At 59.9% G+C, this 22,822-nt stretch carries 21 protein-coding genes; 11 read left to right on the top strand and 10 right to left on the bottom strand.

Annotation, left to right across the window (positions count from 1 at the left end):
- Nucleotides 1-116: 116 nt before the first annotated feature.
- Both M5G26_RS04365 and desA read right to left on the bottom strand, forming a co-directional pair.
- Nucleotides 117-1,106: a GGDEF domain-containing protein gene (locus M5G26_RS04365; RefSeq protein ID WP_134176161.1), complete on the bottom strand. Its 990-nt coding sequence runs from the start codon at nt 1,104-1,106 to the stop codon at nt 117-119.
- Nucleotides 1,107-1,324: 218 nt separating this feature from the next.
- Nucleotides 1,325-2,509 (bottom strand): delta-9 fatty acid desaturase DesA, encoded by a 1,185-nt coding sequence (gene desA / locus M5G26_RS04360; RefSeq protein ID WP_034151820.1) that lies wholly within the window; start codon nt 2,507-2,509, stop codon nt 1,325-1,327.
- A gap of 146 nt (nt 2,510-2,655) precedes the next feature.
- Here desA and dibA point away from each other — a divergent pair, with 146 nt between their 5' ends.
- The 6 genes from dibA to M5G26_RS04330 all read left to right on the top strand — a co-directional run bounded on the left by dibA (nt 2,656) and on the right by M5G26_RS04330 (nt 8,925).
- A complete protein-coding gene (gene dibA / locus M5G26_RS04355) occupies nt 2,656-4,575 on the top strand; it encodes a phosphodiesterase DibA (protein ID WP_273914533.1) in 1,920 nt (639 codons plus the stop codon).
- 239 nt (nt 4,576-4,814) lie between these two features.
- Nucleotides 4,815-4,997 (top strand): sulfur starvation response protein OscA, encoded by a 183-nt coding sequence (gene oscA / locus M5G26_RS04350; RefSeq protein WP_007917682.1) that lies wholly within the window; start codon nt 4,815-4,817, stop codon nt 4,995-4,997.
- 146 nt (nt 4,998-5,143) lie between these two features.
- Entirely contained in the window at nt 5,144-6,157 is a 1,014-nt protein-coding gene (locus tag M5G26_RS04345; RefSeq protein ID WP_038367242.1) for a sulfate ABC transporter substrate-binding protein, read from the top strand.
- Nucleotides 6,158-6,227: 70 nt separating this feature from the next.
- On the top strand, nt 6,228-7,046 hold the full coding sequence (gene cysT / locus M5G26_RS04340; RefSeq protein ID WP_038367238.1) for a sulfate ABC transporter permease subunit CysT: 819 nt from the start codon (nt 6,228-6,230) through the stop codon (nt 7,044-7,046).
- Nucleotides 7,047-7,059: 13 nt separating this feature from the next.
- The gene (gene cysW / locus M5G26_RS04335) at nt 7,060-7,932 is read left to right on the top strand and encodes a sulfate ABC transporter permease subunit CysW (protein WP_038367233.1); all 873 of its coding nucleotides are present in this window, start codon (nt 7,060-7,062) and stop codon (nt 7,930-7,932) included.
- A gap of 3 nt (nt 7,933-7,935) precedes the next feature.
- Nucleotides 7,936-8,925, top strand: a complete 990-nt coding sequence (locus M5G26_RS04330) for a sulfate/molybdate ABC transporter ATP-binding protein (RefSeq protein WP_007963490.1) — start codon at nt 7,936-7,938, stop codon at nt 8,923-8,925.
- A gap of 113 nt (nt 8,926-9,038) precedes the next feature.
- Here M5G26_RS04330 and M5G26_RS04325 read toward each other — a convergent pair whose 3' ends face one another.
- Complete coding sequence (locus M5G26_RS04325; protein ID WP_150692866.1) at nt 9,039-9,566, bottom strand: Mpo1 family 2-hydroxy fatty acid dioxygenase; 528 nt, start codon at nt 9,564-9,566, stop codon at nt 9,039-9,041.
- A gap of 84 nt (nt 9,567-9,650) precedes the next feature.
- Here M5G26_RS04325 and M5G26_RS04320 point away from each other — a divergent pair, with 84 nt between their 5' ends.
- Entirely contained in the window at nt 9,651-10,328 is a 678-nt protein-coding gene (locus tag M5G26_RS04320) for a Crp/Fnr family transcriptional regulator (RefSeq protein WP_273914532.1), read from the top strand.
- A 256-nt stretch (nt 10,329-10,584) separates the two neighbouring features.
- On the opposite strand, the gene uraH is transcribed toward M5G26_RS04320, so the two are convergent.
- Nucleotides 10,585-10,995 (bottom strand): hydroxyisourate hydrolase, encoded by a 411-nt coding sequence (uraH, locus tag M5G26_RS04315; protein WP_038367220.1) that lies wholly within the window; start codon nt 10,993-10,995, stop codon nt 10,585-10,587.
- A 12-nt stretch (nt 10,996-11,007) separates the two neighbouring features.
- Complete coding sequence (locus M5G26_RS04310) at nt 11,008-11,493, bottom strand: GlcG/HbpS family heme-binding protein (protein ID WP_273914531.1); 486 nt, start codon at nt 11,491-11,493, stop codon at nt 11,008-11,010.
- A gap of 136 nt (nt 11,494-11,629) precedes the next feature.
- Here M5G26_RS04310 and M5G26_RS04305 point away from each other — a divergent pair, with 136 nt between their 5' ends.
- Together M5G26_RS04305 and M5G26_RS04300 are read left to right on the top strand one after the other, a co-directional pair.
- Nucleotides 11,630-12,310 (top strand): heavy metal response regulator transcription factor, encoded by a 681-nt coding sequence (locus M5G26_RS04305; RefSeq protein ID WP_038367211.1) that lies wholly within the window; start codon nt 11,630-11,632, stop codon nt 12,308-12,310.
- Nucleotides 12,300-13,685 carry a heavy metal sensor histidine kinase gene (locus tag M5G26_RS04300; protein WP_273914530.1) on the top strand — a complete coding sequence of 462 codons (1,386 nt, stop codon included), beginning with the start codon at nt 12,300-12,302 and terminating at the stop codon, nt 13,683-13,685. The genes M5G26_RS04305 and M5G26_RS04300 overlap by 11 nt, the downstream gene beginning before the upstream one ends.
- 108 nt (nt 13,686-13,793) lie before the next feature.
- On the opposite strand, the gene M5G26_RS04295 is transcribed toward M5G26_RS04300, so the two are convergent.
- Complete coding sequence (locus M5G26_RS04295; RefSeq protein WP_273914529.1) at nt 13,794-14,798, bottom strand: AraC family transcriptional regulator; 1,005 nt, start codon at nt 14,796-14,798, stop codon at nt 13,794-13,796.
- A gap of 100 nt (nt 14,799-14,898) precedes the next feature.
- Here M5G26_RS04295 and M5G26_RS04290 point away from each other — a divergent pair, with 100 nt between their 5' ends.
- The gene (locus M5G26_RS04290) at nt 14,899-15,969 is read left to right on the top strand and encodes a fatty acid desaturase (protein ID WP_273914528.1); all 1,071 of its coding nucleotides are present in this window, start codon (nt 14,899-14,901) and stop codon (nt 15,967-15,969) included.
- Nucleotides 15,970-16,170: 201 nt separating this feature from the next.
- On the opposite strand, the gene M5G26_RS04285 is transcribed toward M5G26_RS04290, so the two are convergent.
- Genes M5G26_RS04285 through M5G26_RS04275 form a run of 3 tightly spaced genes read right to left on the bottom strand, consistent with a single transcriptional unit; the run spans nt 16,171 to nt 20,206 of the window.
- Complete coding sequence (locus M5G26_RS04285) at nt 16,171-17,781, bottom strand: arylsulfatase (protein WP_273914527.1); 1,611 nt, start codon at nt 17,779-17,781, stop codon at nt 16,171-16,173.
- A gap of 14 nt (nt 17,782-17,795) precedes the next feature.
- Nucleotides 17,796-18,611 (bottom strand): ABC transporter ATP-binding protein, encoded by an 816-nt coding sequence (locus tag M5G26_RS04280; RefSeq protein WP_038359705.1) that lies wholly within the window; start codon nt 18,609-18,611, stop codon nt 17,796-17,798.
- On the bottom strand, nt 18,608-20,206 hold the full coding sequence (locus M5G26_RS04275; protein WP_273914526.1) for an ABC transporter permease: 1,599 nt from the start codon (nt 20,204-20,206) through the stop codon (nt 18,608-18,610). The genes M5G26_RS04280 and M5G26_RS04275 overlap by 4 nt, the downstream gene beginning before the upstream one ends.
- 396 nt (nt 20,207-20,602) lie before the next feature.
- On the opposite strand from M5G26_RS04275, the gene M5G26_RS04270 reads away from it, so the two are divergent.
- Nucleotides 20,603-21,616 carry an ABC transporter substrate-binding protein gene (locus tag M5G26_RS04270; RefSeq protein WP_273914525.1) on the top strand — a complete coding sequence of 338 codons (1,014 nt, stop codon included), beginning with the start codon at nt 20,603-20,605 and terminating at the stop codon, nt 21,614-21,616.
- Between the two features lie 117 nt (nt 21,617-21,733).
- On the opposite strand, the gene M5G26_RS04265 is transcribed toward M5G26_RS04270, so the two are convergent.
- On the bottom strand, nt 21,734-22,654 hold the full coding sequence (locus M5G26_RS04265; protein ID WP_273914524.1) for a LysR family transcriptional regulator: 921 nt from the start codon (nt 22,652-22,654) through the stop codon (nt 21,734-21,736).
- Between the last annotated feature and the right edge of the window lie 168 nt (nt 22,655-22,822).

Here is a 22,822-nt window from a genome sequence, read left to right as displayed (position 1 = left end):
GGAGCGAGCCTGCTCGCGAAGACGGAGTGTCATTCAGCACATCATTGTCTGATACGACGCTTTCGCGAGCAGGCTCGCTCCCACAGTGGGTTTGTGTTGAGGCGGGAGGACGGGGGTCAGGCAGAGATAATCCGGTTCTTGCCCTGCCGTTTGGCCTCATACATCGCCACATCCGCCCGGGCGAACAGGCTGTCGAGGCTTTCGTCTTCTCCGGTAAGGCTGGTCAGCCCCTGGCTCACGGTGATGCCGAACGTCTGGCCGTCATGGCTGAAGCTCAGACGCTGAATCTCCTGCTGCAGCCGCTCAGCCACCTGCATGGCCATGTCCGGCGCACAGCCCGGAAACACTGCCGCAAATTCTTCCCCGCCAATTCGCCCGAACAGATCGCCCCGGCGTAACGACCCGCGTCCGCACTCGGCAATCCGCTGCAGCACGTTATCGCCCTCCGGGTGGCCGTAGGTATCGTTGATCATTTTGAAGTCATCGATATCCAGCAGCAGAAAGGCCATTTGCGCGCCCTGTACACGCGCTTCTTCGAACTCGCGGTTGGCGCATTCGAAGAAGTGCCGGCGATTGCTGCTTTGCGTCAGTACGTCGGTGGTCGCCAAACGATGCAGTTCGGTTTCCATCTGCTTCTTGTCAGTGATGTCTTCGGCAATGCCGACGATGATTACCGGTTGACCGGGTTCGTCCTGACGGTTGATGAAGCACTTGTCGCTGAGCCAGCGCACCTGACCGTCGGCGGCAATGATGCGGTATTCGCGATCTTCCACCGCACCTTTGTGCAGCACTTCGGCAAGGCTGCGTTCGGCGTATTCCAGGTCGTCGGGGTAGATGCTGTCGCGCCATTGGTTGTAGTCGGCGAGCAGGAGGCCGGCGGAGCGACCGAAAATCCGTTCGTAGGCGGGGCTGACGTACAGCACCTGCCGGGTTTCCCAGTTGAAAGCCCAAAGCACGGCGTTGACGCTGACCAGCAAGGAGCTGAACAGCTGTTCGCGTTCGCTTAGCCGAGCGACTTCGCCTTGGGCGTGCATCAACGCCATGAGGGTTTGCGCGGCCTCGGGCCACTGCGGGAGGGATGAGTCTTTTTGATTGTTGTTGACCATCGGCACAGATCTCAAAGGACGTGCCGCAATTCGACAACGGCCACAGTACAGCCCGCCGGGATGGCGAAGTGTCTTTGAGATAGGCGATTTTTAGCGAAGTTCCCAGCGATGGCGGGGTTCCGCTGGGCGGTTAATGACGCCGCGTTTTGTTTGTCAAAACGCGGCGTCAGTTTCCGCGACTGCTGCGCAGCGGGCGGGAGCAAGCTCCCTCGCCACGATCAGACTGCTGCAGGACGCAGCGAGTAGGTTTTCAACTGATCCGCAAATTCGCGCAGGGACTGGATACCGCTGGCTTCTGCCTCGTGAATCCACTCTTTGATGGCGGCGAGCATGTCGTGGCCATTTGCGCTGGTCTTGACCCAGATCTGCTGCAGGGCGAGGCGTTTTTCGTAGATTACCTTCAGCGCCTGGCTGTGCTCGAGCATGGTCTGGATGCGCAAGTGATGACGGTCTTCCAGCAGGCTGGTTTCCCGCGATAGCAGACGTTTGGCGCGGTGGAATTGGTGACGCACCGAATGATCGACCTTGGCCAGCTCTTGCTTGACCAGCGGGCCGATCACCAATTTGCGGTACTGGGCCATGATCTGGAAGCGGTTGTTGAGGATGGCCATGGCGGTGTCCATGTCCAGATTGCCCTTGCCTTCGACGCGGTGGGCGATCGGCGCGACGCGCTGAACCTTGGCCAGACGCAGGAAGCAGAAGACTTTGATCCACGCCCAACCGAGGTCGAACTCCCACTTTTTCACCGACAGCTTGGCCGAGTTAGGGTAGGTGTGATGGTTGTTGTGCAGTTCTTCGCCGCCGATCAGGATGCCCCACGGCACCAGATTGGTCGCCGCGTCGCGGCATTCGAAGTTGCGGTAGCCGACGGCATGGCCCAGACCGTTGATCACGCCAGCGGCCCACACCGGGATCCACATCATCTGGATCGCCCAGATGGTGATGCCGATGGTACCGAACAGCAGCAGGTCGATAACGCCCATGATCGCCACGCCCAGCAGCGGGTAGCGGCTGTAGACGTTGCGTTCGATCCAGTCTTCGGGGCAGTTCTTGCCGTAGATGCGCAGGGTTTCCGGGTTCTGCGCTTCGGCGCGATACAGCTCGGCGCCGGTACGCAGCACGGTGGAAAGGCCTTTGATGACCGGGCTGTGCGGGTCGTCTTCGGTTTCGCATTTGGCGTGGTGTTTACGGTGGATGGCGGTCCACTCGCGGGTGTTCTGCGCCGTGGTCAGCCACAGCCAGAAACGGAAAAAGTGCTTCAGGCCAGCATTCAGCTCCAGCGAGCGATGGGCCGAGTAACGGTGCAGATAGACCGTGACGGCAACAATCGTCACGTGGGTCATCAGCAGGGTGACTGCGACCAGAGACCAGGCCGACAAGCCAAGAAAACCTTCGTACCACATAGGCTATAGGGCCCTCGATAAAGATAAAAACAGCCGTTGCATTATCACCAAGCACACAGATAAAACCAGTCGCCCTTTCAGATAAGAGTCGCTGAATGTTTCTTGACCTATAATTCCAACCTTTTTGTAGGGACATGGACAGCCGAATGCCTGCCACTTACCGCGATGCATTGCGTGCAGCGCTGCTCTATCTCGTGCTTGCCGCTGTCTGGCTGCAAGGTACTGATCATTTATTAAACAATTTCTTCGATAACGCCGTCGATCTTGCCCGATGGCAACTGATCAACGGTTACGTCTTTGCGGCGCTCAGCGCCGGACTGATTTTCCTGGCGCGGGCGCGATTGTGCGAGTTCCTCGGGATTGGCGCGCGTTTGCGCGAGCGCCACGCTGATCGCGAACGCCTGCGTCAGGCCGCGGCGGTATTCGATTGCACCCGCGAAGGCGTGTTGGTGACCAACCATCATGGCCTGATCGTGCACGTCAATCGCGCGTTCATGGAGATCACCGGTTATCAGCGTGAAGAAGTCATTGGGCAGCAACCGAGCCTGTTCAAATCCGGCCATCATCCGCCAGGTTTCTATCAGGCAATGTTTGCCACCCTTGAGTCGCAGGGCGAATGGAGCGGTGAAATCTGGAACCGCCGAAAAAGCGGCGAGATTTATCCACAGTGGCAGACCATTCGGGTCATTCACGATGACCAGGGAGGGCTCAGCCATTACGTCGCGGTGTTTTCCGACATCAGCGCGATCAAGGATTCCGAGCATGAACTCAAGCACCTCGCGCACCACGATCCGCTGACCGACCTGCCCAATCGTCTGCTGTTCAGCGACCGCGCCGAACAGGCGTTGGCCTCGGCGCAAAATCACAAGCGCGGCTGTGCATTGCTGATGCTGGATCTCGATCACTTCAAAATGATCAACGATAGCCTCGGGCATAACATCGGCGATCGCTTGCTCAAGGCAGTAGCGGCGCGCCTGCAAGAACTGTTTGGTCCCGGCATTACTCTGGCGCGCCTGGGCGGCGACGAGTTCGCGGTGTTGGCAGAGAGTTGTCCACAGCCGGTGCAGGCAGCAGCGCTGGCGCAACGGATTCTCGATGCACTGAAGGAGCCGTTCAGCATTGATGGCAATCAGTTGTTCATCAACGCCAGCCTCGGCATCAGCCTGTTCCCCAGTGACGCGTTGAGCGCCGAGCAACTGTTGCGTAATGCCGACGCGGCGTTGTTCAAGGCCAAGAGCAGCGGGCGCAACGGGTACGCCTTGTACACCGAAGAACTCACCGCCCACGCCCAGCAACGGGTGGAAATCGCTTTCGAACTGCGCCGGGCGTTGGAGCAACGGGAACTGCGGGTGTTCTACCAGCCTGTACATGACTTGAAGACCAGTCGCTTGATCGGTGTTGAAGCCTTGGTGCGTTGGCAGCATCCGCAGCGCGGTCTGGTGTCGCCGGCGGAATTCATCCCGATTGCCGAGCGCACCGGGCTGATTGCCGAAATCGACGCGTGGGTGATGCAGCAGGCGTGTCGGCAGATGTGTGAGTGGCAACAGGCCGGGGTGGTACTGTCGTTTGTCGCGGTCAATGTTTCGTCGCGGTTGTTCGCCCGGCGCGAGTTGTACCAGCAGGTGGCGCAGGTGCTGCACGACACCGGGCTGGATCCGGCTTATCTGGAGCTGGAAGTGACGGAAAGCGCGGTGATGGATGATCCGGAGGTGGCACTGGAGCAGATGCACCGTTTGCGGGAGTTGGGGATTCGTCTGGCCATCGATGATTTCGGTACCGGCTATTCGTCGCTGTTGCGGCTCAAGCGCTTGCCGGTGCAAAAGCTGAAGATCGATCAGGGCTTTGTCGCCGGGTTGCCGTGGGATGAGGATGACGCAGCGATTGTCCGGGTGATCATCGCGCTGGCCCGGAGCATGGGCATGCAGGTGCATGCCGAAGGTATCGAGCAGGTTGAGCAGGCGGCGTTTTTGCTGGAGCAGGAATGTGATCTGGGGCAGGGGTACTGGTTTGGGCGGCCGAGTCCGGCGCAGGAGATAGATTGGGTGAGGGCACCGGTGATTGGCTGAATTTGTTCCTTCATTTCGCGTGGGAATACCGCCCGGGGCGCTCCGCGTCCACAGCAAAATCGCGGCGCAGAGCGCCGCCGGCTGCATTCCCACGCGGAGCGTGGGAACGATCAGTTTTTCAGTTATATAAACATTCTTAAATAGTCTTTTTAAGAATATCCGCGCCTCTCTTATATTGCTCCCACGCCGAACGCAGTGCCGCCCACTGCCAGGCAAATCCCATTCAAAGGAGCAGCACCATGAGCGCATCCCTTCGCAGCGTTGACGGTCAGGACGAAAGCACCATCTTGCGTGAAATCCAGAGCGCCTTGCGCGATCTGCGTTTCGGCGCGGTGGAGATCACTGTGCACAACGCACAAGTCGTGCAGATCGAACGCAAAGAGAAATTCCGTTTGCAGCAACCGGGTAAACAACCGGGCTGAGTTGAAGATCAAAAGATCGCAGCCTGCGGCAGCTCCTACAGGGGGCTGTGCGTAGGAGCTGCCGAAGGCTGCGATCTTTAGCCGGCACACCGATTCCAGATATTCATAAGAAAAAGCCACCACCCAGAATTCCAGGAGCTTTCACCATGTCGTCGATTCGCCGTTACGCTTTGGCCGCCCTGGCCAGCGCTGTGTTTGCCGGTTCCGCGGTTGCCAAGGATTACGAACTGCTCAATGTGTCGTATGACCCGACGCGCGAGCTGTATCAGGACTACAACGCTGAATTCATCAAGTTCTGGCAGAAAGACCACGCTGGCGACACTGTGAAAATCCAGCAATCCCACGGCGGTTCGGGCAAGCAGGGCCGTGCGGTGATCGACGGTCTGCGCGCTGACGTCGTGACTCTGGCGCTGGCTGGCGACATCGACGAAATCGCCAAACTCGGCAAGACCCTGCCCGCCGACTGGCAGAAGCGTCTGCCGGAAGCGAGCACGCCGTACACCTCGACCATTGTGTTCCTGGTGCGCAAGGGCAACCCGAAAGGCATCAAGGACTGGGGCGATCTGGTCAAGAACGACGTCTCGGTGATCACCCCGAACCCGAAAACCTCCGGCGGCGCACGCTGGAACTTCCTCGCCGCATGGGCCTACGGCCTGAAAGCCAACGGCGGTGACGAGGCCAAAGCCAAAGAATATGTGCAGACCCTGTTCAAGCACGTGCCGATCCTCGACACCGGTGCACGCGGTTCGACCATTACCTTCGTCAACAACGGTCAGGGTGACGTGTTGCTGGCCTGGGAAAATGAAGCGTTCCTGGCGCTGAAAGAAGATGGCGGCGCTGACAAGTTCGACATCGTCGTGCCTTCGCTGTCGATCCTCGCCGAGCCGCCAGTAGCCGTGGTCGACAAGAACGCTGAGAAGAAGGGTAACGAGCAGATCGCCGAAGCCTACCTGAAGCACCTGTACAGCCCGGCCGGTCAGGAAATCGCCGCGAAGAACTTCTACCGTCCGCGTGACAAGGACGTAGCTGCCAAGTACGCCCAGCAGTTCCCGAAACTGGACCTGGTGACCATCGACAAGGACTTCGGCGGCTGGAAAACCGCGCAACCGAAGTTCTTCAACGACGGTGGCGTGTTCGACCAGATTTATCAGGCGCAGTAAGTTTTCATAGCCATAAACAAGCCCCGGATTTACCTTCGGGGCTTCGCGCGTTTTTTAACCAAGGACTTTTATGTCGCGTCGTATCTCCCCCGTCATACCCGGCTTCGGGCTGACGCTGGGCTACACCTTGGTGTACCTCAGCCTGATTGTGCTTATCCCGCTGGCGGCGATGTTCGTCCACGCCGCGCAACTCACCTGGGATCAGTTCTGGACGATCATTTCCGCACCACGGGTGCTGGCCGCGCTGAAGCTGAGCTTCGGCACCGCGCTGTGTGCGGCGATCATCAACGGCATCATCGGCACGCTGCTGGCCTGGGTGCTGGTGCGCTACACGTTCCCGGGGCGCAAGGTGATCGACGCGATGATCGATCTGCCGTTCGCCCTGCCGACCGCCGTGGCCGGTATCGCGTTGACTGCGCTTTACGCGCCGGCCGGTCTGGTCGGCCAATTCGCCGCTGACCTCGGTTTCAAAATCGCCTACACCCCGCTCGGTATCACTCTGGCGCTGACCTTCGTCACCCTGCCGTTCGTGGTGCGCACGGTGCAGCCGGTGCTGGCCGACATTCCCCGTGAAGTCGAGGAAGCCGCCGCGTGCCTCGGGGCGAAACCCTTGCAGGTGTTCCGCCACATCCTCGTACCTGCGCTGCTGCCAGCCTGGCTGACCGGTTTTGCCTTGGCCTTTGCCCGTGGTGTCGGCGAGTACGGTTCGGTGATTTTCATCGCCGGCAACATGCCGATGAAAACCGAGATTCTGCCGCTGCTGATCATGGTCAAACTCGACCAATACGATTACACCGGCGCTACCGCCATCGGCGTGCTGATGCTGGTGGTTTCCTTCGTCCTGTTGCTGCTGATCAACTTGCTGCAGCGGCGTATCGAAACCCCATAAGGAGGCGCGAACAATGTCCCAATCGTCTATTGCGGCCGCCTCTTCGGCCAACGCTGCACGCCGTGGCAGCGCCACTTCGCGCAGAATCCTGATCGGCCTTGGCTGGCTGGTCTTTTTCCTGTTTCTGCTGCTGCCGTTGTTCATCGTCGTATCGCAGGGCTTGAAGAATGGTCTCGGTGCTTTCTTCACCGCGATCTTTGAGCCGGATGCGCTTTCGGCGCTGAAACTCACCGTATTCGCCGTGCTGATTTCGGTGCCGTTGAACCTGGTGTTCGGCGTCAGCGCCGCGTGGTGCGTGAGCAAATACTCGTTCCGTGGCAAGAGCATGCTGGTGACCCTGATTGACTTGCCGTTCTCGGTATCGCCGGTAATCGCCGGTCTGGTCTACGTGCTGATGTTCGGTGCGCAGGGCCTGTTCGGGCCGTGGCTGCAGGATCACGACATCCAGATCGTCTTCGCCCTGCCGGGCATCGTGCTGGCGACGATTTTCGTCACCGTGCCGTTCGTGGCTCGTGAACTGATCCCGCTGATGCAGGAACAAGGCACGCAGGAAGAGGAAGCCGCGCGCCTGCTCGGCGCCAATGGCTGGCAGATGTTCTGGCATGTCACCGTGCCGAACATCAAGTGGGGCCTGATCTATGGCGTGGTGCTGTGTACCGCGCGGGCCATGGGTGAGTTCGGTGCGGTGTCGGTGGTTTCCGGGCACATTCGCGGGGTGACCAACACCTTGCCGCTGCACGTCGAGATCCTCTACAACGAATACAACCACGTGGCCGCGTTCGCCGTGGCGAGCCTGTTGCTGATCCTGGCGCTCTTCATCCTGCTGCTCAAGCAGTGGAGCGAAAACCGTATCAACCGCCTGCGCGCCAGCGCCGCGGAGGAATAATTCATGTCGATCGAAGTGCGTAACGTCAGCAAGAATTTCAATGCCTTCAAGGCGCTGGACAACATCAGCCTGGACATCCACAGCGGTGAGCTGGTCGCGCTGCTCGGCCCGTCGGGCTGCGGCAAGACTACCCTGCTGCGGATTATCGCCGGCCTGGAAACCCCGGATAACGGCAACATTGTGTTCCACGGCGAAGACGTCTCCGGCCACGACGTGCGTGATCGCAACGTCGGTTTCGTGTTCCAGCACTACGCCTTATTCCGCCACATGACCGTGTTCGACAACGTCGCGTTCGGTCTGCGCATGAAACCGAAAAACCAGCGCCCGAGCGAAAGCCAGATCGCGACCAAGGTTCACGAACTGCTGAACATGGTGCAGCTGGACTGGCTGTCGGATCGTTACCCGGAGCAGCTGTCCGGTGGTCAGCGTCAGCGTATCGCTTTGGCCCGTGCCTTGGCGGTGGAGCCGAAAGTGCTGTTGCTGGATGAGCCGTTCGGTGCGCTCGATGCCAAGGTGCGTAAAGAACTGCGCCGCTGGTTGGCGCGTCTGCACGAAGACATCAACCTGACCTCGGTATTCGTGACCCACGACCAGGAAGAGGCGATGGAGGTTGCTGACCGGATCGTAGTGATGAACAAAGGTGTGATCGAGCAGATCGGCTCACCGGGCGACGTCTACGAAAACCCGGCCAGCGATTTTGTTTATCACTTCCTTGGGGATTCGAACCGCTTGCTGTTGAGCGACGACAATCACGTGCTGTTCCGCCCGCATGAGGTGTCGTTGTCCAAGCATGAGCTGGAAGATCATCACGCGGCTGAAGTGCGCGATATCCGGCCATTGGGTGCGACCACGCGGGTGACGTTGAAGGTGGAAGGGCAGACGGATCTGATCGAGGCCGAAGTGGTGAAAGACCATGACAGCCTGATCGGGCTGGCCAAGGGCGAAACGCTGTTCTTCAAACCCAAGGTCTGGCAGAAAGTCGCCAGCCTTTAAGATTAAAAGATCGCAGCCTGCGGCAGCTCCTACAGGGGTTTCGGTTGGTCACACATTTGTGATCGACCAAACCCACTGTAGGAGCTGCCGCAGGCTGCGATCTTTCAAGCGGCCTAAGCCGCCGCTTTGCCGTTCGGATTGACCCGCACTACCCCCGCCCGCGCCTCAATCTGCTCTTTCAATTCATGCCGCATCCCCAGCATGAACGCCAACTCGGCCACGACAAACAACGGCCCGACGATCAGCCCCGACACATCATCGACAAACGCCGGTTTGCGCCCTTCATAGTGATGCCCGACAAACTGGATCACCCAGCCGACAACAAACATCGCCAGGCCGCTGCTCAGCCAGACCATGGTGCTCTGCTGCGCCAATACATGCCCGGCCCAGACCGACAGGCCCATCAGCACCGTCATTAATACCCCGAGCTTCACTTCCAGGCGCAGATAAAACCAAGCCGAGGCCAGCGCCACGACAACGGCTGGAGATATCCACAAGCCGCCCAGCGACCATTCCGGGCGTGACAACAAAACTGCCACGGCCACCACAATCAGCGGAATGCCGATAAAGTGGCTGGCGATATTGCGCGGATCACGGTGGTAGGCGGCGTATTGACTGAGATGGTCGACGAGGCTTTTCATTGTTGTTCCTCCGGTAGGGTTGATCGCATCATCCCTCGGGATCAGGGTTCGCTCTGTCAGGCAGGCGACAATCCAGGAGTGTTTATGCAAATACGTTCACGGCTGATGAGCGGCCAGTGGTTCAGTCATCTGCCGGCGTCCTTTCAGGATAGCCTGCTGGCGGCGGCCCGGGAGCGGCGGCTGACGGCAGGGCAGCGCTTGTTTCAGCGTGGTGATGCGCCGTGCGGCTTGTACGCGGTGCTCGATGGCGCCGTGCGCATCGGCGCGGTAAGCGAGCAGGGCAAGGAGGCGTTGTTGAGTCTGGTCGAGGCGCCGCACTGGTTCGGCGAAATCTGTCTGTTCGACGGCCAGCCGCGTACCCATGACGCTTATGCCGTTGGGCCGTGCACGTTGCTGAATATTCCGCAGGCGACGTTGCTGAAACTGCTCGACGAACATCCGGTGTATTGGCGACATCTGGCGTTGCTGATGAGCCACAAACTGCGCCTGGCCTTCATCAACCTCGAACAACTGAGCCTGCTGCCAGCGCCGGCACGTCTGGCTCATCGCTTGCTGATGATCGCCGAAGGCTACGGCGAACTCGACGCGCCACGCCGGGTGCTGCAACTGCCGCAGGAGCAATTGGCGTCGATGTTGTCGCTGTCGCGGCAGACCACCAACCAGATTCTCAAGGATTTGCAGGGGCAGCGGATTATCGGGCTCGGGTATGGCGAGATCGAAATCCTCGACCCCGCGCGATTGCGCGCCCTGGCCACGATCTGACAGTGCACCCCGGCCCCTGTGGGAGCTGGCTTGCCAGCGATAGCGGTGCATCAGCCGACATCGATGTCTGCTGCACGGACGCCATCGCTGGCAAGCCAGGCTCCCACAGGTTTTTTTGGTGTTCGTGATATCTGGAGCAAAGCACAGACCTGTAGGAGTGAGCGTGCTCGCGATAGCCATCTATCAGTTAGCCAATGGGTGACTGACATACCGCTATCGCGAGCATGCTCACTCCTACAGGGGATCTGTGTTGATTTTACGAACCGCGATAGGTCGAGAAACCATACGGGCTGAGCAGCAGCGGGATGTGGTAATGCTGATCGGTCTGCTTGACCTCGAAGATCACCGGGATTTCCGGGAAGAACGTGTCGTGCTTGACCTTCTTGAAGTACTCACCGGTCTTGAACACCACGCGGTATTCACCCGCTTCAAAAGGCTGTTTGGCCGGGAATAGTTCGGCGATGCGCCCTTGTTCATTGGTCGTGCCTTGAGCAAGAGGCTGCCAGTTCTCGCCGACGTGTTTTTCCAGGGTCACGTTAATGCCCGGCGACGGCAGGCCGTTTTCCAGGTTAAGTACATGCACGCTCAACGGGTTGCCAGCGGCGAGGGCCAGGCTTGAAAAAGCGCTCAGGCCGAGCGCGGCGAAGGTCATGCGCAAAGTGCTCATGGATGCATCTCCTTATTGGGAACGGGTAGTGGCCAGACCGGTTTTTTCGGCAGCCTTGATCGCACAGCTTTCGTCTTGCTCGCCGCCGCCGGAACCGGCCACGCCCATCGCCCCCACCAGTTCAGTGCCGAGGAACAGCGGGATCCCGCCGCCGAGCAACAGCAACTCATCGAGGGTGTTGAGGTTGGCGGTTTCCGGATTGCTGCGAGCACGTTCGGCGAACAACCGGGTGGCGGTTTTGGTCGACAGCGCGGTATATGCCTTGCGTTGGCTGGCGGCGGTGTTGTGCGGACCGACACCGTCGCCGCGCAGGGTCACCAACAGATTGCCGCCACGGTCGAGCACCGACACCGTGCCGGTGCAGTTGGCCATTGCCGTGTCGGCGAGCAGCCGTGCAGTTTTCAGGTCGAGATCAGCGTGACGCGGCAGTTCAGGACTGGCGGCAGCGACGCCACTGAGGCCGATCATCAGGCTGGCTACAAGGTATTTGACGGTCATGGACAGGCTCCAAAAGCGAAGGTCGACACCTTAATCGCCGGTCTTCGTCAGAACCTCGTCAGTCTGATTACAAGTTTGTAATGGGCAACGCCGCCGAAGGCGCCTAGCCTGTGTGTCTGAATAATCGAGGTGTGCCATGCGTTTGCTGGTCGTAGAAGATGAAGCCAAAACCGCGAATTTCCTCGCCAAGGGCTTGGGCGAGTCGGGTTTTGCCGTGGACGTGGCGCTCAATGGCCTCGATGGGCGCTACTTTATCGAGCAACAGGAATATGACCTGATCATCCTCGACGTGATGCTCCCCGGCCTCAATGGCTGGCAATTGCTGCAGCTGATCCGCCAGCGCGGCGCCACGCCGGTGTTGTTCCTGACCGCCAAGGACGCCATTGAAGATCGCGTGCGCGGCCTCGAGCTGGGCGCCGATGATTACCTGCTCAAGCCCTTCGCCTTCGCCGAACTGCTCGCGCGGGTGCGCACGTTGTTGCGGCGCGGGCCGATGCGCGAAGCCGAGTCGTACACCATCGCCGATCTGGAAATCGATGTGTTGCGCCGCCGGGTCAGTCGCGGCGGCCAGCGCATCGCCCTGACCAACAAGGAGTTCGCCTTGTTGCAATTGCTCGCCAGTCGTCAGGGCGAAGTGCTGTCGCGCACGCTGATCGCCTCGCAGGTGTGGAACCTGAATTTCGACAGCGACACCAACATGGTCGAGGTTGCAGTGCGCCGTTTGCGCTCCAAAGTCGATGATCCCTACATGCCGAAACTGATCCACACCGTGCGCGGTGTCGGTTATCAATTGGAAGCGCCTGACGATGCGCTCTAGGTCGATCGCCTGGCGCCTGGCGCTGGCGTTCGCATTGGTCTGCGCGTTGGTGCTGAGCGCGATTGGCGTGTTTCTCTACCGCTCGCTGGCCACGGAAATCGCCTGGCGTGATGACCTCGCGTTGCTTGGACGGCTGGAACAGGTGCGCGCCTTGCTCGCTGACAGCGACAGCCTGGGCGCCTTGCAGGCACGGCCGCGGTTGTATCAAAACATGCTCGGTAATCTCGACAGCCTGTTGCTGGTGCGCCGCGCCGACGGATCGAGCGTGATCGCGATCAATCCACGGCAACGAGAGTTGCCCGCGCTGAATGCGATCCCCCGCGAGCAAACGCCGCAGCGCCGCGACGTGCTGACGTGGCAAGCGCCGGATGGTGCCGAGCTGGCGCTGTTGTCCGGTGAAGCGCAAGGGCCGAACGGTGAGCCGCTGACCGTCATCGCCGGCAAGGTGCTGAGCGAACGCGAACAGATGCTCGCCAGTTACCGTTTACGCCTTTATCTGGCCGTCGGCGTCGGTGCGTTGCTCGCCTTTGCCTTGGGCTTGCTGTTGCTGCGCCGGGGTCTGCAACCGTTACGGCAGTTGAGCGCAGCGGTACGCGGCATCGATCTGCGCAGCCTCGACCAACGCTTGCCCGCCAACGGCACGCCCGCCGAACTGCTTGAACCGGTGCAGGCGCTCAACGGCATGCTCGCGCGGCTGGACGACAGCGTGCAGCGCCTGTCGCAGTTCTCCGCTGACCTCGCCCACGAGATTCGTACGCCGCTGCACACCTTGTTGGCGAGCAACGGGCAGGCGCTGAATCATCCGCGCAGCACCGAGGAGTATCAGGAAGTGCTGGCCTCGAACATGGAAGAGTTCGAACGGCTCAAGCGCATGGCGGAAAACCTGATGTTCCTGGCCCGCGCTGAGCAGGCCGAGCGCGCGCTCAATCTGCAAACGCTGGATTTACGCAGCGTTGGCGGTGAACTGTGTGATTACTTTGAGGCCTTGGCCGATGACCGCGAGTTGCGTCTGGACAATCAACTGCATGGCGAACTGCTTGCCGATCAGCAGTTGCTGCAACGGGCGCTGGGCAACTTGCTGGCGAATGCCGTGCGCCACGCTGACTCCGGAACCGTGATCAGCCTGCGTCGCCGCGATGAGGCGGGTTGGTGCTGGTTGCAGGTGCACAACCATGGCCCGGCCATTGCGTCGGAGCATCTGGGCAAACTGTTCGACCGTTTCTACCGTGTCGATCCTTCGCGCGCGGAGCCGGGGGATTCGGGTGGCTTGGGGTTGGCGATCGTGCAGTCGATCATGCAATTGCATGGTGGGCAGGTGCGGGTGAACAGTGATGCGGCGGGTACGGTGTTTGAGCTGGGTTTTGTGGTGAATTGAAGGACGTCTTCGCGAGCAGGCTCGCTCCCACATTTGGAATGCATTTCACATGTGGGAGCGAGCCTGCTCGCGAAGGCGCCGGATCTGACGACCCAACCCTGGGATCAGTCAGCGCAAACCATCGCGAAACTGCCCCGGCGTCAGCCCCGTCCAGCGCTTGAACGCGCGGCTGAAGCTGCTGGTATCAGCGAACCCGAGCAAATAACTGACCTCACTCAACGAGCACTGCGGATCGCGCAGGTGCAGCAGCGCCAGATTCTCCCGGCTCTCGTTGAGCAACGTATCAAAGCGACAACCTTCATCCGCCAGATGCCGCTGCAAACTGCGCAAGCTCAGGTGTAACGCCTGGGCAATCCTTTCAGCACTCGGCTCACCTTCTGGCAGTTGCTCTTCAATGGCATCGCGCACCTTGCGCTCCCAAGTCAGCGGTTGGAGCTGGGCCATCGTGCGTTTGAGCACCGCTTCATTGTGTTCGGCGAGTTCCGGGTTGGCGTCGTCGAGGTGGCTGTCAAAGTCGGCAAGGGCGAACTCCAGGCGATCCTCCGCACAACCAAAATGCACCGGGGCGCGGAAGACTTTGTGCCATTGGTGCGCATCGCTCGGCTCCGGGCGGCGCAGGTAAACGGCCAGCGGCGCGTAATCGCGACCAAGACGATTACGGCAGGTGCGCACGTAGATCGCGGTAAACGCATCGATGGCTTCGAAGGCCGGTGCCGGATTGCCTGACGGAATTTTCAGACGGAATTGGTAGCGATCATCGCTGCGGCTCAGTTCCAGTTCCAGCGCATCGCTGACCACCGGGTGATAGCGCACGATGCGTTCGAATACCTCGCGCAGGCTGCCGCTGGCGACCAGCGCATAACCGAGGGCATGGAACGTGGTAGGACTGACAAAGCGCGACACGCGCAGACCAATCGCCGGATCGCCGCTGACCTGCACGGCAATTTCCCACAAGCGTGTGGTGCCGGACAGCGGATAGCGCGCGTTGGGGTCGTCCATCAAATTCGGATCGAGCCCGGCCTGCTGGCACAGGGCAATGCTGTCCAGTCCCAGCGCATCGAGTTGCTTGCGCAAGGCACGGGTCCAGCTGGCGAGGGAGGTCGGTTCCTTCATGCTGATTGGCGCTTCCGGTCAACAGGTTGGCGTTCTCGGCTACCGCAATTGAAGCCTTGGCGAGGCACGATGCGAACATCATAAACCCGAGGATGGAAGCATGGACGGTACTTCTGCAAGTCCCCAGCGACACAATGCGGCCCAGCGATCAGCGCATATTCGCGAAGTGGTGCTGGCCAAAGGCGTCGAACTGCGCGAGCGCTACCCGATTCTCAAGCATCAGGATGCGCTTGGGGCGGGGATTCTGGCCTTTGCCCTGATCGGGATGATCGGCTCGGCGGCGCTGTACATCAGCGGCCACTTGGCGTGGTGGGTTTGCCTGCTGCTCAATGCGTTTTTTGCTTCGCTGACCCATGAACTGGAACACGACCTGATCCACAGCATGTATTTTCGCAAGCAGCGTGTGCCGCACAATTTGATGATGGGCCTGGTCTGGCTGGCGCGGCCGAGCACGATCAACCCGTGGATTCGCCGGCATCTGCACCTCAATCACCACAAGGTCTCCGGCACTGAAACCGACATGGAAGAACGCGCGATCACCAACGGCGAGCCGTGGGGGTTTGCGCGGTTGCTGATGGTTGGCGATAACGTCATGTCGGCGTTTATCCGCATGCTGCGGGCCAAGACCTGGGCGCACAAGTTCAGCATCATCAAGCGCACGTTGAAGGTGTATGCGCCGCTGGCGCTGGTGCATTGGGGCGCGTGGTATGTGTTTCTCGGTTTTCATGCGGCCAATGGCATTGCGTACCTGCTGGGGGCGCCGATTGAATGGTCTGCGACGACGTTGTCGGTGATGCAGGTGATCGATATCGCTGCTGTGGTGATTATCGGGCCGAACGTGTTGCGCACCTTTTGTCTGCACTTCATCAGCTCGAACATGCATTACTACGGCGATATTGAACTGGGTAATGTGCTCCAACAATGCCAGGTGCTGAATCCTTGGTGGCTGTGGCCGTTGCAGGCGTTCTGCTTCAACTTTGGCAGCAGTCACGGGATCCATCATTTTGTCGTGAAGGAGCCGTTTTACATCCGCCAGATGACCGTGCCGGTGGCGCATAAGGTGATGCGTGAGATGGGGGTTAGGTTTAATGATTTTGGGACGTTTGGGCGGGCGAACCGGTTTGTTCGTCGGGATGAAGTTGCGGTGGCTGGGGAGGCGGTGGAGGTCTGACAGAAGGCGCCCTCACCCTAGCCCTCTCCCGGAGGGAGAGGGGACTGATTGGGGGATATTGAAGAGTTACGCCGACCTGAATGTTTTTCTTCGAATCCATAATCGACCCAGTTTTTCAGGTCGGTGTTTGACGAAAGACACCTCGGTCGGCCCCCTCTCCCTCTGGGAGAGGGCTGGGGTGAGGGGCTTTTGATCTTCGCCTCAATCCGGTTGAAACGGCGACTCACTCAAAATCACCCCAGTCTCCTCGACATACTGCTGCCAATGCCCAATCAACGCGCTGAGCTTCTGCGGCTGACTCACCGCCAGATCATGAATCTCCCCCGGATCACTGCTCAAATCATACAGCTGCCAGGTCGCCGGCCCCACAGGACCGGGAATCCAAACCGCTTTCCATGATCCCTGCCGAATCGCCCGACGCCCGAACAATTCCCAACCCGTGACCGTGTGCTCGTCATGCACCTGCGCAGTCTCGCCGGACAAGAACCCCAGCCACGATTTGCCACGCAACGGCGCCACCGGTTTGCCGTGCCATAATTTGCCCGGATGACGCACGCCCGCCAGATCGAGAATGGTCGGGGTGATGTCCATCACCGTGCCGAAACCATGGCTGATCTGCCCTTTGATCGCCAATTGCGGATAGTGCAACAGCGCCGGCACGCGAATCCCGCCTTCAGTGGTAAACGCCTTGAACAACCGCGATGGCGCGGTCGCCACCTGCGCCCAGTTCGGCCCGTACCAGACGTAAGAGTTGGCCCGGCCAATGTTGTCGAGGCTGTTGTCGTAATGCTGGCTGAGATACGTCACCAGTTCCGGACCGAATTTGGGGAAGGCTTCAAGCAGCGCGCCTTCGGCACCGTTGTCAGACATGAACAGGATGAAGGTGTTGTCGAGCTGCCCTTGCTGGCGCAGGTAATCGACGACCCGACCGATGTTCCAGTCCATGCGTTCGACCATCGCCGCGTAGACCTCCATGGCCCGTGCGGAAATCTGTTTTTGCTCCTCGCTCAATGCGTCCCATTGTTGGGTCAACTGAATTAGCGGATGCGGCTCGACGTCCGGTTCGATCAGGCCGAGGGCTTTGAGTTTTTCCAGGCGCTCCAGACGCAGCACTTCAGGGCCGGCGTCATAGCGCCCACGGTATTTCTCGACGATCTCGGCGGGCGCCTGCAGCGGCCAGTGCGGTGCGGAGAACGGCAGGTAAGCGAAGAACGGCCGGGTCTGGTCACGCTCCTTGAGGTACTGCAGCAGCTTGTCGCCAAAGGCATCGGAGGAATAGAAGTCCTTCGGCAATTCGTCGAGAAACGTGTCGTCCTCGATGTACAGCGCCGGAGTGGATTTCAGCAGGCCGGGTGTTTGCTCATCGTAGGTTGGCTCGAAACCGTAATGGTTGGCCGCGCCCGGCAGCAGCGAAAACGAACGCTCGAAACCTCGCGCATGGGGCGCCAATTCAGCCTTCAAACCGAGGTGCCATTTGCCGCTCATCAATGTTTGATAACCGGCCTCGCGCAGCAACTCCGGCAGCGCCACCACCCGATCGTTGAGATAGCCTTCATAACCGGGTTTACCGATCAGTTCCGGCGTCAGCGTTTCGGCCATGGTGCCGATCCCGGCGATGTGGTGGTCGGTGCCGGTCAGCAGCATCGAGCGGGTCGGCGAGCAGGTCGGTGCGGTATGAAAATCGGTGAGGCGCAGGCCGTTGCTGGCCAGGGCATCGAGATGCGGCGTGGCGATTTCGCCGCCGAACGCGCCGATGTCGGAGAAGCCTAGATCGTCGGCCAGAATCACCAGAAAATTGGGACGTTGCGGCATCGCAAAACTCCTGTTCAGCAGGCAATGAACGTCAGCGGCAGATCGCGGATCTGCACCGGTACGCTCGGTTGGTAATGGTCATCACTGGTCAGCTCGTGCAGCAGCTCTTCACGCAACTGATGGAAGTCGAAACTGCTGCGCTGGCGCGGGTGCGGCAGGGCGATGTCGACCACCTGCTTGATGCGGCCCGGGCGCGGCTCCATCACCACCACGCGGTCGGCGAGGAAGATCGCTTCCTCGACGTCATGGGTGACGAGGATCGTGGTGATTTTTGCGCGCTCGCGAATCGCCAATAGCTCGTCCTGCATTTGCTGGCGGGTCAGCGCATCGAGCGCGCCGAAGGGTTCGTCGAGTAGCAGAATGCGCGGGCTGGCGACGAGGCCGCGAGCAATCGCCACACGCTGGGCCATGCCGCCGGAGAGCTGGTGCGGATAGGCGCGAGTGAAGTCGCGCAGTCCGACCAGATCGATGAAATCGTTGATCCGCTGTTGCTTCTGCGCCGCGCTCAGCGGCTCATTGACCAGACCCAGGCCGATGTTGTCAGCGACGGTCAGCCACGGGAATAAACGGTGTTCCTGAAAGACGATGCCGCGCTCTCCACCGATGCCGCTGACGGCTTTGCCATCCACGGTAATCTGCCCGCGAAACTGCGTATCAAGGCCTACCAACAAGCGCAGCAAGGTTGATTTGCCACAGCCGCTGGAGCCGACAATGGCGACGAATTCTCCCTCGGCAATGTCCAGGTTGAATTCGCGAATCGCCTCCAGTTCGAAACCGTCGACGTCGAAGGATTTGCCTACGTGATTGAAGCTGACAATCGGTGCGTTCATGCGTGTCTCCAGCGGGTCGCGCGAATTTCCAGGCGTTGGCCAATGAGGTTGAGCAGGGCGCCGGTGAGACCGACGAAAAGCATGCCGGCCATGATCAGGTCCATGCGCAGCAATTGTTGTGCGCCGATCATCTGGCTGCCGATGCCGCCGTTCGACGGCATGAAGTATTCGGCGCCAATGGTGCCGAGCCAGGCGTAGATCAGGCTCAGTCTGAGGCCTGCGAAAATCCCCGGCGCGGCGCCCGGCAGCACGAGTCGACGCAGGCGTTGGCCGAGGCTCAGGCGCAGCACTTGGGCGGCTTCGTTGAGTTGTGGCGAGAGGTTGGCGACGCTGCGTTGCGTGGCGATAAACAGCGGGAAGAACGCGGCAAGGGCGACGAACACCCACTTGGCCAATTCGCCAAGACCGAACCATGCGGTAAGCAGCGGCACCCAGGCGAAAATGGCGATCTGGCGGAGCGCTGCGAGGGTCGGACCGAGCAGGCGTTCGCTGGTGCGCGACAAGCCCAGCAGCAAGCCGAGGGCGAAACCGAGTCCGCCACCCAACAGCAAACCGCCGAGTGTGCGACCGAGGCTGAGCGCCATGCCGCTGATCAACGTGCCATCGAGCAGACCGTCCCATGCCGTGCTCAAAACGGCCAGCGGGCTGACCAGAATGTTGGCATCGACCCACTGCAGTTCGTTTGCCAATTGCCACAGCGCCAACAAGCCCAGCGGCAGCAGCCATGGTTGCAGCCGCTGCCAGCCTTCATAACGCGGGCCGCGGCGAATTTCAGCAGTGGCCGGGTGCGGCCAGTGCACCAGTTTCTTGTCCAGCAGACCGATACCGCGATCCATCGCCACGCCGATCAATCCGATGACGACGATGCAGACGAACACGATGTCGAGCATGAACAGTTGTCGCGCCCAGACCATCAGGTAGCCGATGCCTTCACTGGAGGCCAGCAGTTCGACGGCCAGTAATGAGGTCCACCCTGCGGCCAGTGCCAGACGCACGCCAGCCATGAACGCGGGGAGGGCGGCGGGCAACACCAGGCGACGGATCATCAGGTGTGGCGGCAAACGTAAAACAGCGGCGGCTTCGCGCAGTTTTGGTTGTGCATCTCTTACGCCGACCAGTGTGTGCAAGGTCACCGGCACCACGATCGCTTTGATCAGCACCACCAGTTTCAGCACTTCGCCGATGCCGAAAAACACCATGAACAGCGGGATCCATGCCAGCGTCGGTATTTGCGAAAGTCCGGCGAAGGTGGGGAAGATCAAACGTTCAAGACGACGACTGAATCCCAGCGCTGCACCGAGCAATGCCCCCGCAGAAACCCCCGCGAGCAGGCCCCAGAACAAACGTTGCAGACTGATCCACAAATGGCTCCACAACTCGCCCTGCGACAACTCGACAGCGCTGTTCCATACCAGCGACGGCGCGGGCAGGATCTGTTCGCTCATCCATTCATTACGCGCGGCCAGCCACCATAGGGCGAACAGGCTGAGGGGCAGCAGCCACGGCAACAGGCGTTGGTTCAGGCTGGGCCAGGTACGGCGGCTTTTCAGCGGCGGCGCGGGGAGTGGGAGACTGAGCAAGGATTGGCGGGCCATGGATGACCTCCGTTGTCGGGTTGGCTCAAGATCAAGATCAAAAGATCGCAGCCTTCGGCAGCTCCTACGGGGGAATGCGTCCTTGAATTGACCCCTGTAGGAGCTGCCGAAGGCTGCGATCTCTTGCGGTATTAACTAAGAGCGAATGGTTATAAATAATCTTTAATAAGTTGTTTTTAGAGATAAGCAGCGCCATTTAAGGCTTCCAGCCCACACGCATCCAATGCATTCGAAGAATATTTTCGATGCTGTTAATGCATACGCCGCTGCAAGCCCCGTTAATGCTTGCTTAGCGTTAAAAGCTATAAAAATGTGCATTTATAGTATTTAAGCGTAGGTAGTCATTCGGCCTACTTTCGGCTCCTCAACGCCCGTCGTGATCAAGGAGCTGCACCCATGAACCTTCCCTTCAAACGTGTTTTCGGTCTGTTTGCTGTTCCTGCTCTGGCGGGCCTGCTGGCGTTTACCGCGCATGCCGACGATCTCAAGGAAATCAGGATCGCCGTGCCTGACCTGAGCGCCGGCACTCAGCACAGCGGTGGGGGCGTGGTTGATGTGTTGCGCGATCAGCAGATTTTTGAAAAAGCCTTCGCCGATCAGGGCATCAAGATCCAGTGGAATTTCTTCAAAGGTGCCGGGCCGGTGATCAACGAGGCGTTTGCCAACGGTCAGGTTGATCTGGCGTATCTGGGCGATCTGGCGGCAATCATCGGCAAGTCCAATGGCCTCGATACTCGCTTGCTCAGCGCCAGTGCCCGTGGCGTGAAGCAGTATCTGGGCGTGGTGCCGGGCTCGGGAATCAAGACCCTGCAGGATTTGAAAGGCAAGCGCGTGGCGATCTTCCGGGGCACTGCGACGCAACTGTCATTCGATGCAGCGCTGGCCAGTCAGGGTCTGAGCGAGAAGGATCTGAAAGTGATCAATCTGGATTTCAATGCAGCGGTCGCGGCGTTGGCAGCCAAGCAGATCGATGCGTCATGGGGCAGCTCCGGGTTGAGCGCATTGCAGGCTAAGGGGCTGGCCGAGTTGCCGTTGAACACCAAGGATCTCGGTGGCGCAGGCAGCGTGCAGTCGGTACTGGTCGGCACGGGCAAGTTTGTCGACGCTCACCCGGAAGCGGTGGCCAAGTTGCTCAAGGCGCAGCAACAGGCCGTGGAGTGGCTGACGCAGGACAGCAACAAGGCCGCTTATGTGCAACTGGTCTCGGGTTTGGCCAGTTATCCGCCGGTGATACTGACGCAGGATCTGCAGGATCAGAAATTGAGCGAAGTGTTCCCGTCGACGCTGGATCCGGTGTTCCTTGGCAGCCTGCAGGACAAAGTGGATCTGGCGGCGCAGCAGAAGCTGATTCGCAAGCCGTTCAAGGTCAACGACTGGGTGGCGCCTGAGTTGGCAGCGGCCAAGCTCTAACGTACACCGATCGTTCCCACGCTCTGCGTGGGAACGCATCAATGGACGCTCTGCGTCCACTTTGGGACGCGGAGCGTCCCGGGCTGCATTCCCACGCAGAGCGTGGGAACGATCCCCTTAAACGGCGACGCTGACTTCCTGCCGATCCACCGCCACCAACGTCTCGATCATCGCCCGCGCCGCTGGCGACAAGCGAAACCCGGTACGACTGACAATCCCGCAGCGCGCATTCATGCTCTCCAGGTTCTGCGGCAAATTGCGCCAGTGCAGCAACGCCAGCGAACCCTTGGCAATGTCCTCGACAAACGCCTCTTCCGTGCCGACGCCAATCGCATTGGATTGCAGCACCACCTTCACCAGCGCCGGAAAGTGCTCGGTCTCGATAGTCGGTGAAAAATCGATGCGTCCACTGAGGTTCGCCAGCAGTTTGCGAATGCCCGGCGGGATCAGCGTGGTCGCCAACGGGTAGTCGAACATGTCGTTGGTTGACAGGCTTTCCTTGGCCAGCAACGGATGCCCCGGCCGGCAGAAAAACACCCCGCGTTTGGGTGTCAGCGCCTGGGTCTGGAAGTTCGGATCGGATTCGAAATGACGGATGTCGGCGATGAAGAATTCGATCTCTTCACGGCTCAGTGCGCGGCTGAGTTTTTCCCAGTTATCCACCTGAAAACAGGTGCGCACTTTCGGGTGCGCATTGATGAATTGCGCCACCGCATCCGGCACCAGTTTCACCGCTGGCGCCGGGCCGCAACCGAAGTGCACCTCGCCGGCGTCGAGCTTGGTCATCTGCGTCACTTCGGCGCTGAGCAGCGCCGCGCCTTGCACCAGGCTCAGGGCGTGTTGCAGCACCACTTGGCCCTCGGGTGTAGGGCGCAAATCCTTGTTGCCGCGATCCACCAGCACGCAGCCGAATTCCTGCTCCAGCCCCTGAATACTGCGACTGAACGCCGGCTGTGTGATGCCCATCGCGTCCGCCGCACGGACAAAACTGCGGTGTTCGTTGAGGGCGATGAAGTAACGCAACTGGCGAAGATCCATATGCTTTTCCGGCATCCTAAAAATAGCTCGAAGGCATTTGCGACGAGGGTTGCTAGAGGTTTTAAATGCAAGCTCTTATTCCGTCAACGAAGCATGTGAATATCTATTAGATGTAAATGGAATATAGATAGAGCGTTGTTTCGCTGCCGTCCAACCGTAAGCAGTCGA

Origin of the sequence: Pseudomonas sp. TNT2022 ID642, from assembly GCF_028656995.1 — a bacterium.
Lineage (GTDB): Bacteria > Pseudomonadota > Gammaproteobacteria > Pseudomonadales > Pseudomonadaceae > Aquipseudomonas.
The sequence above is the reverse complement of the archived record's forward strand: the minus strand, read 5'-3'. Positions and strand labels throughout refer to the sequence as shown.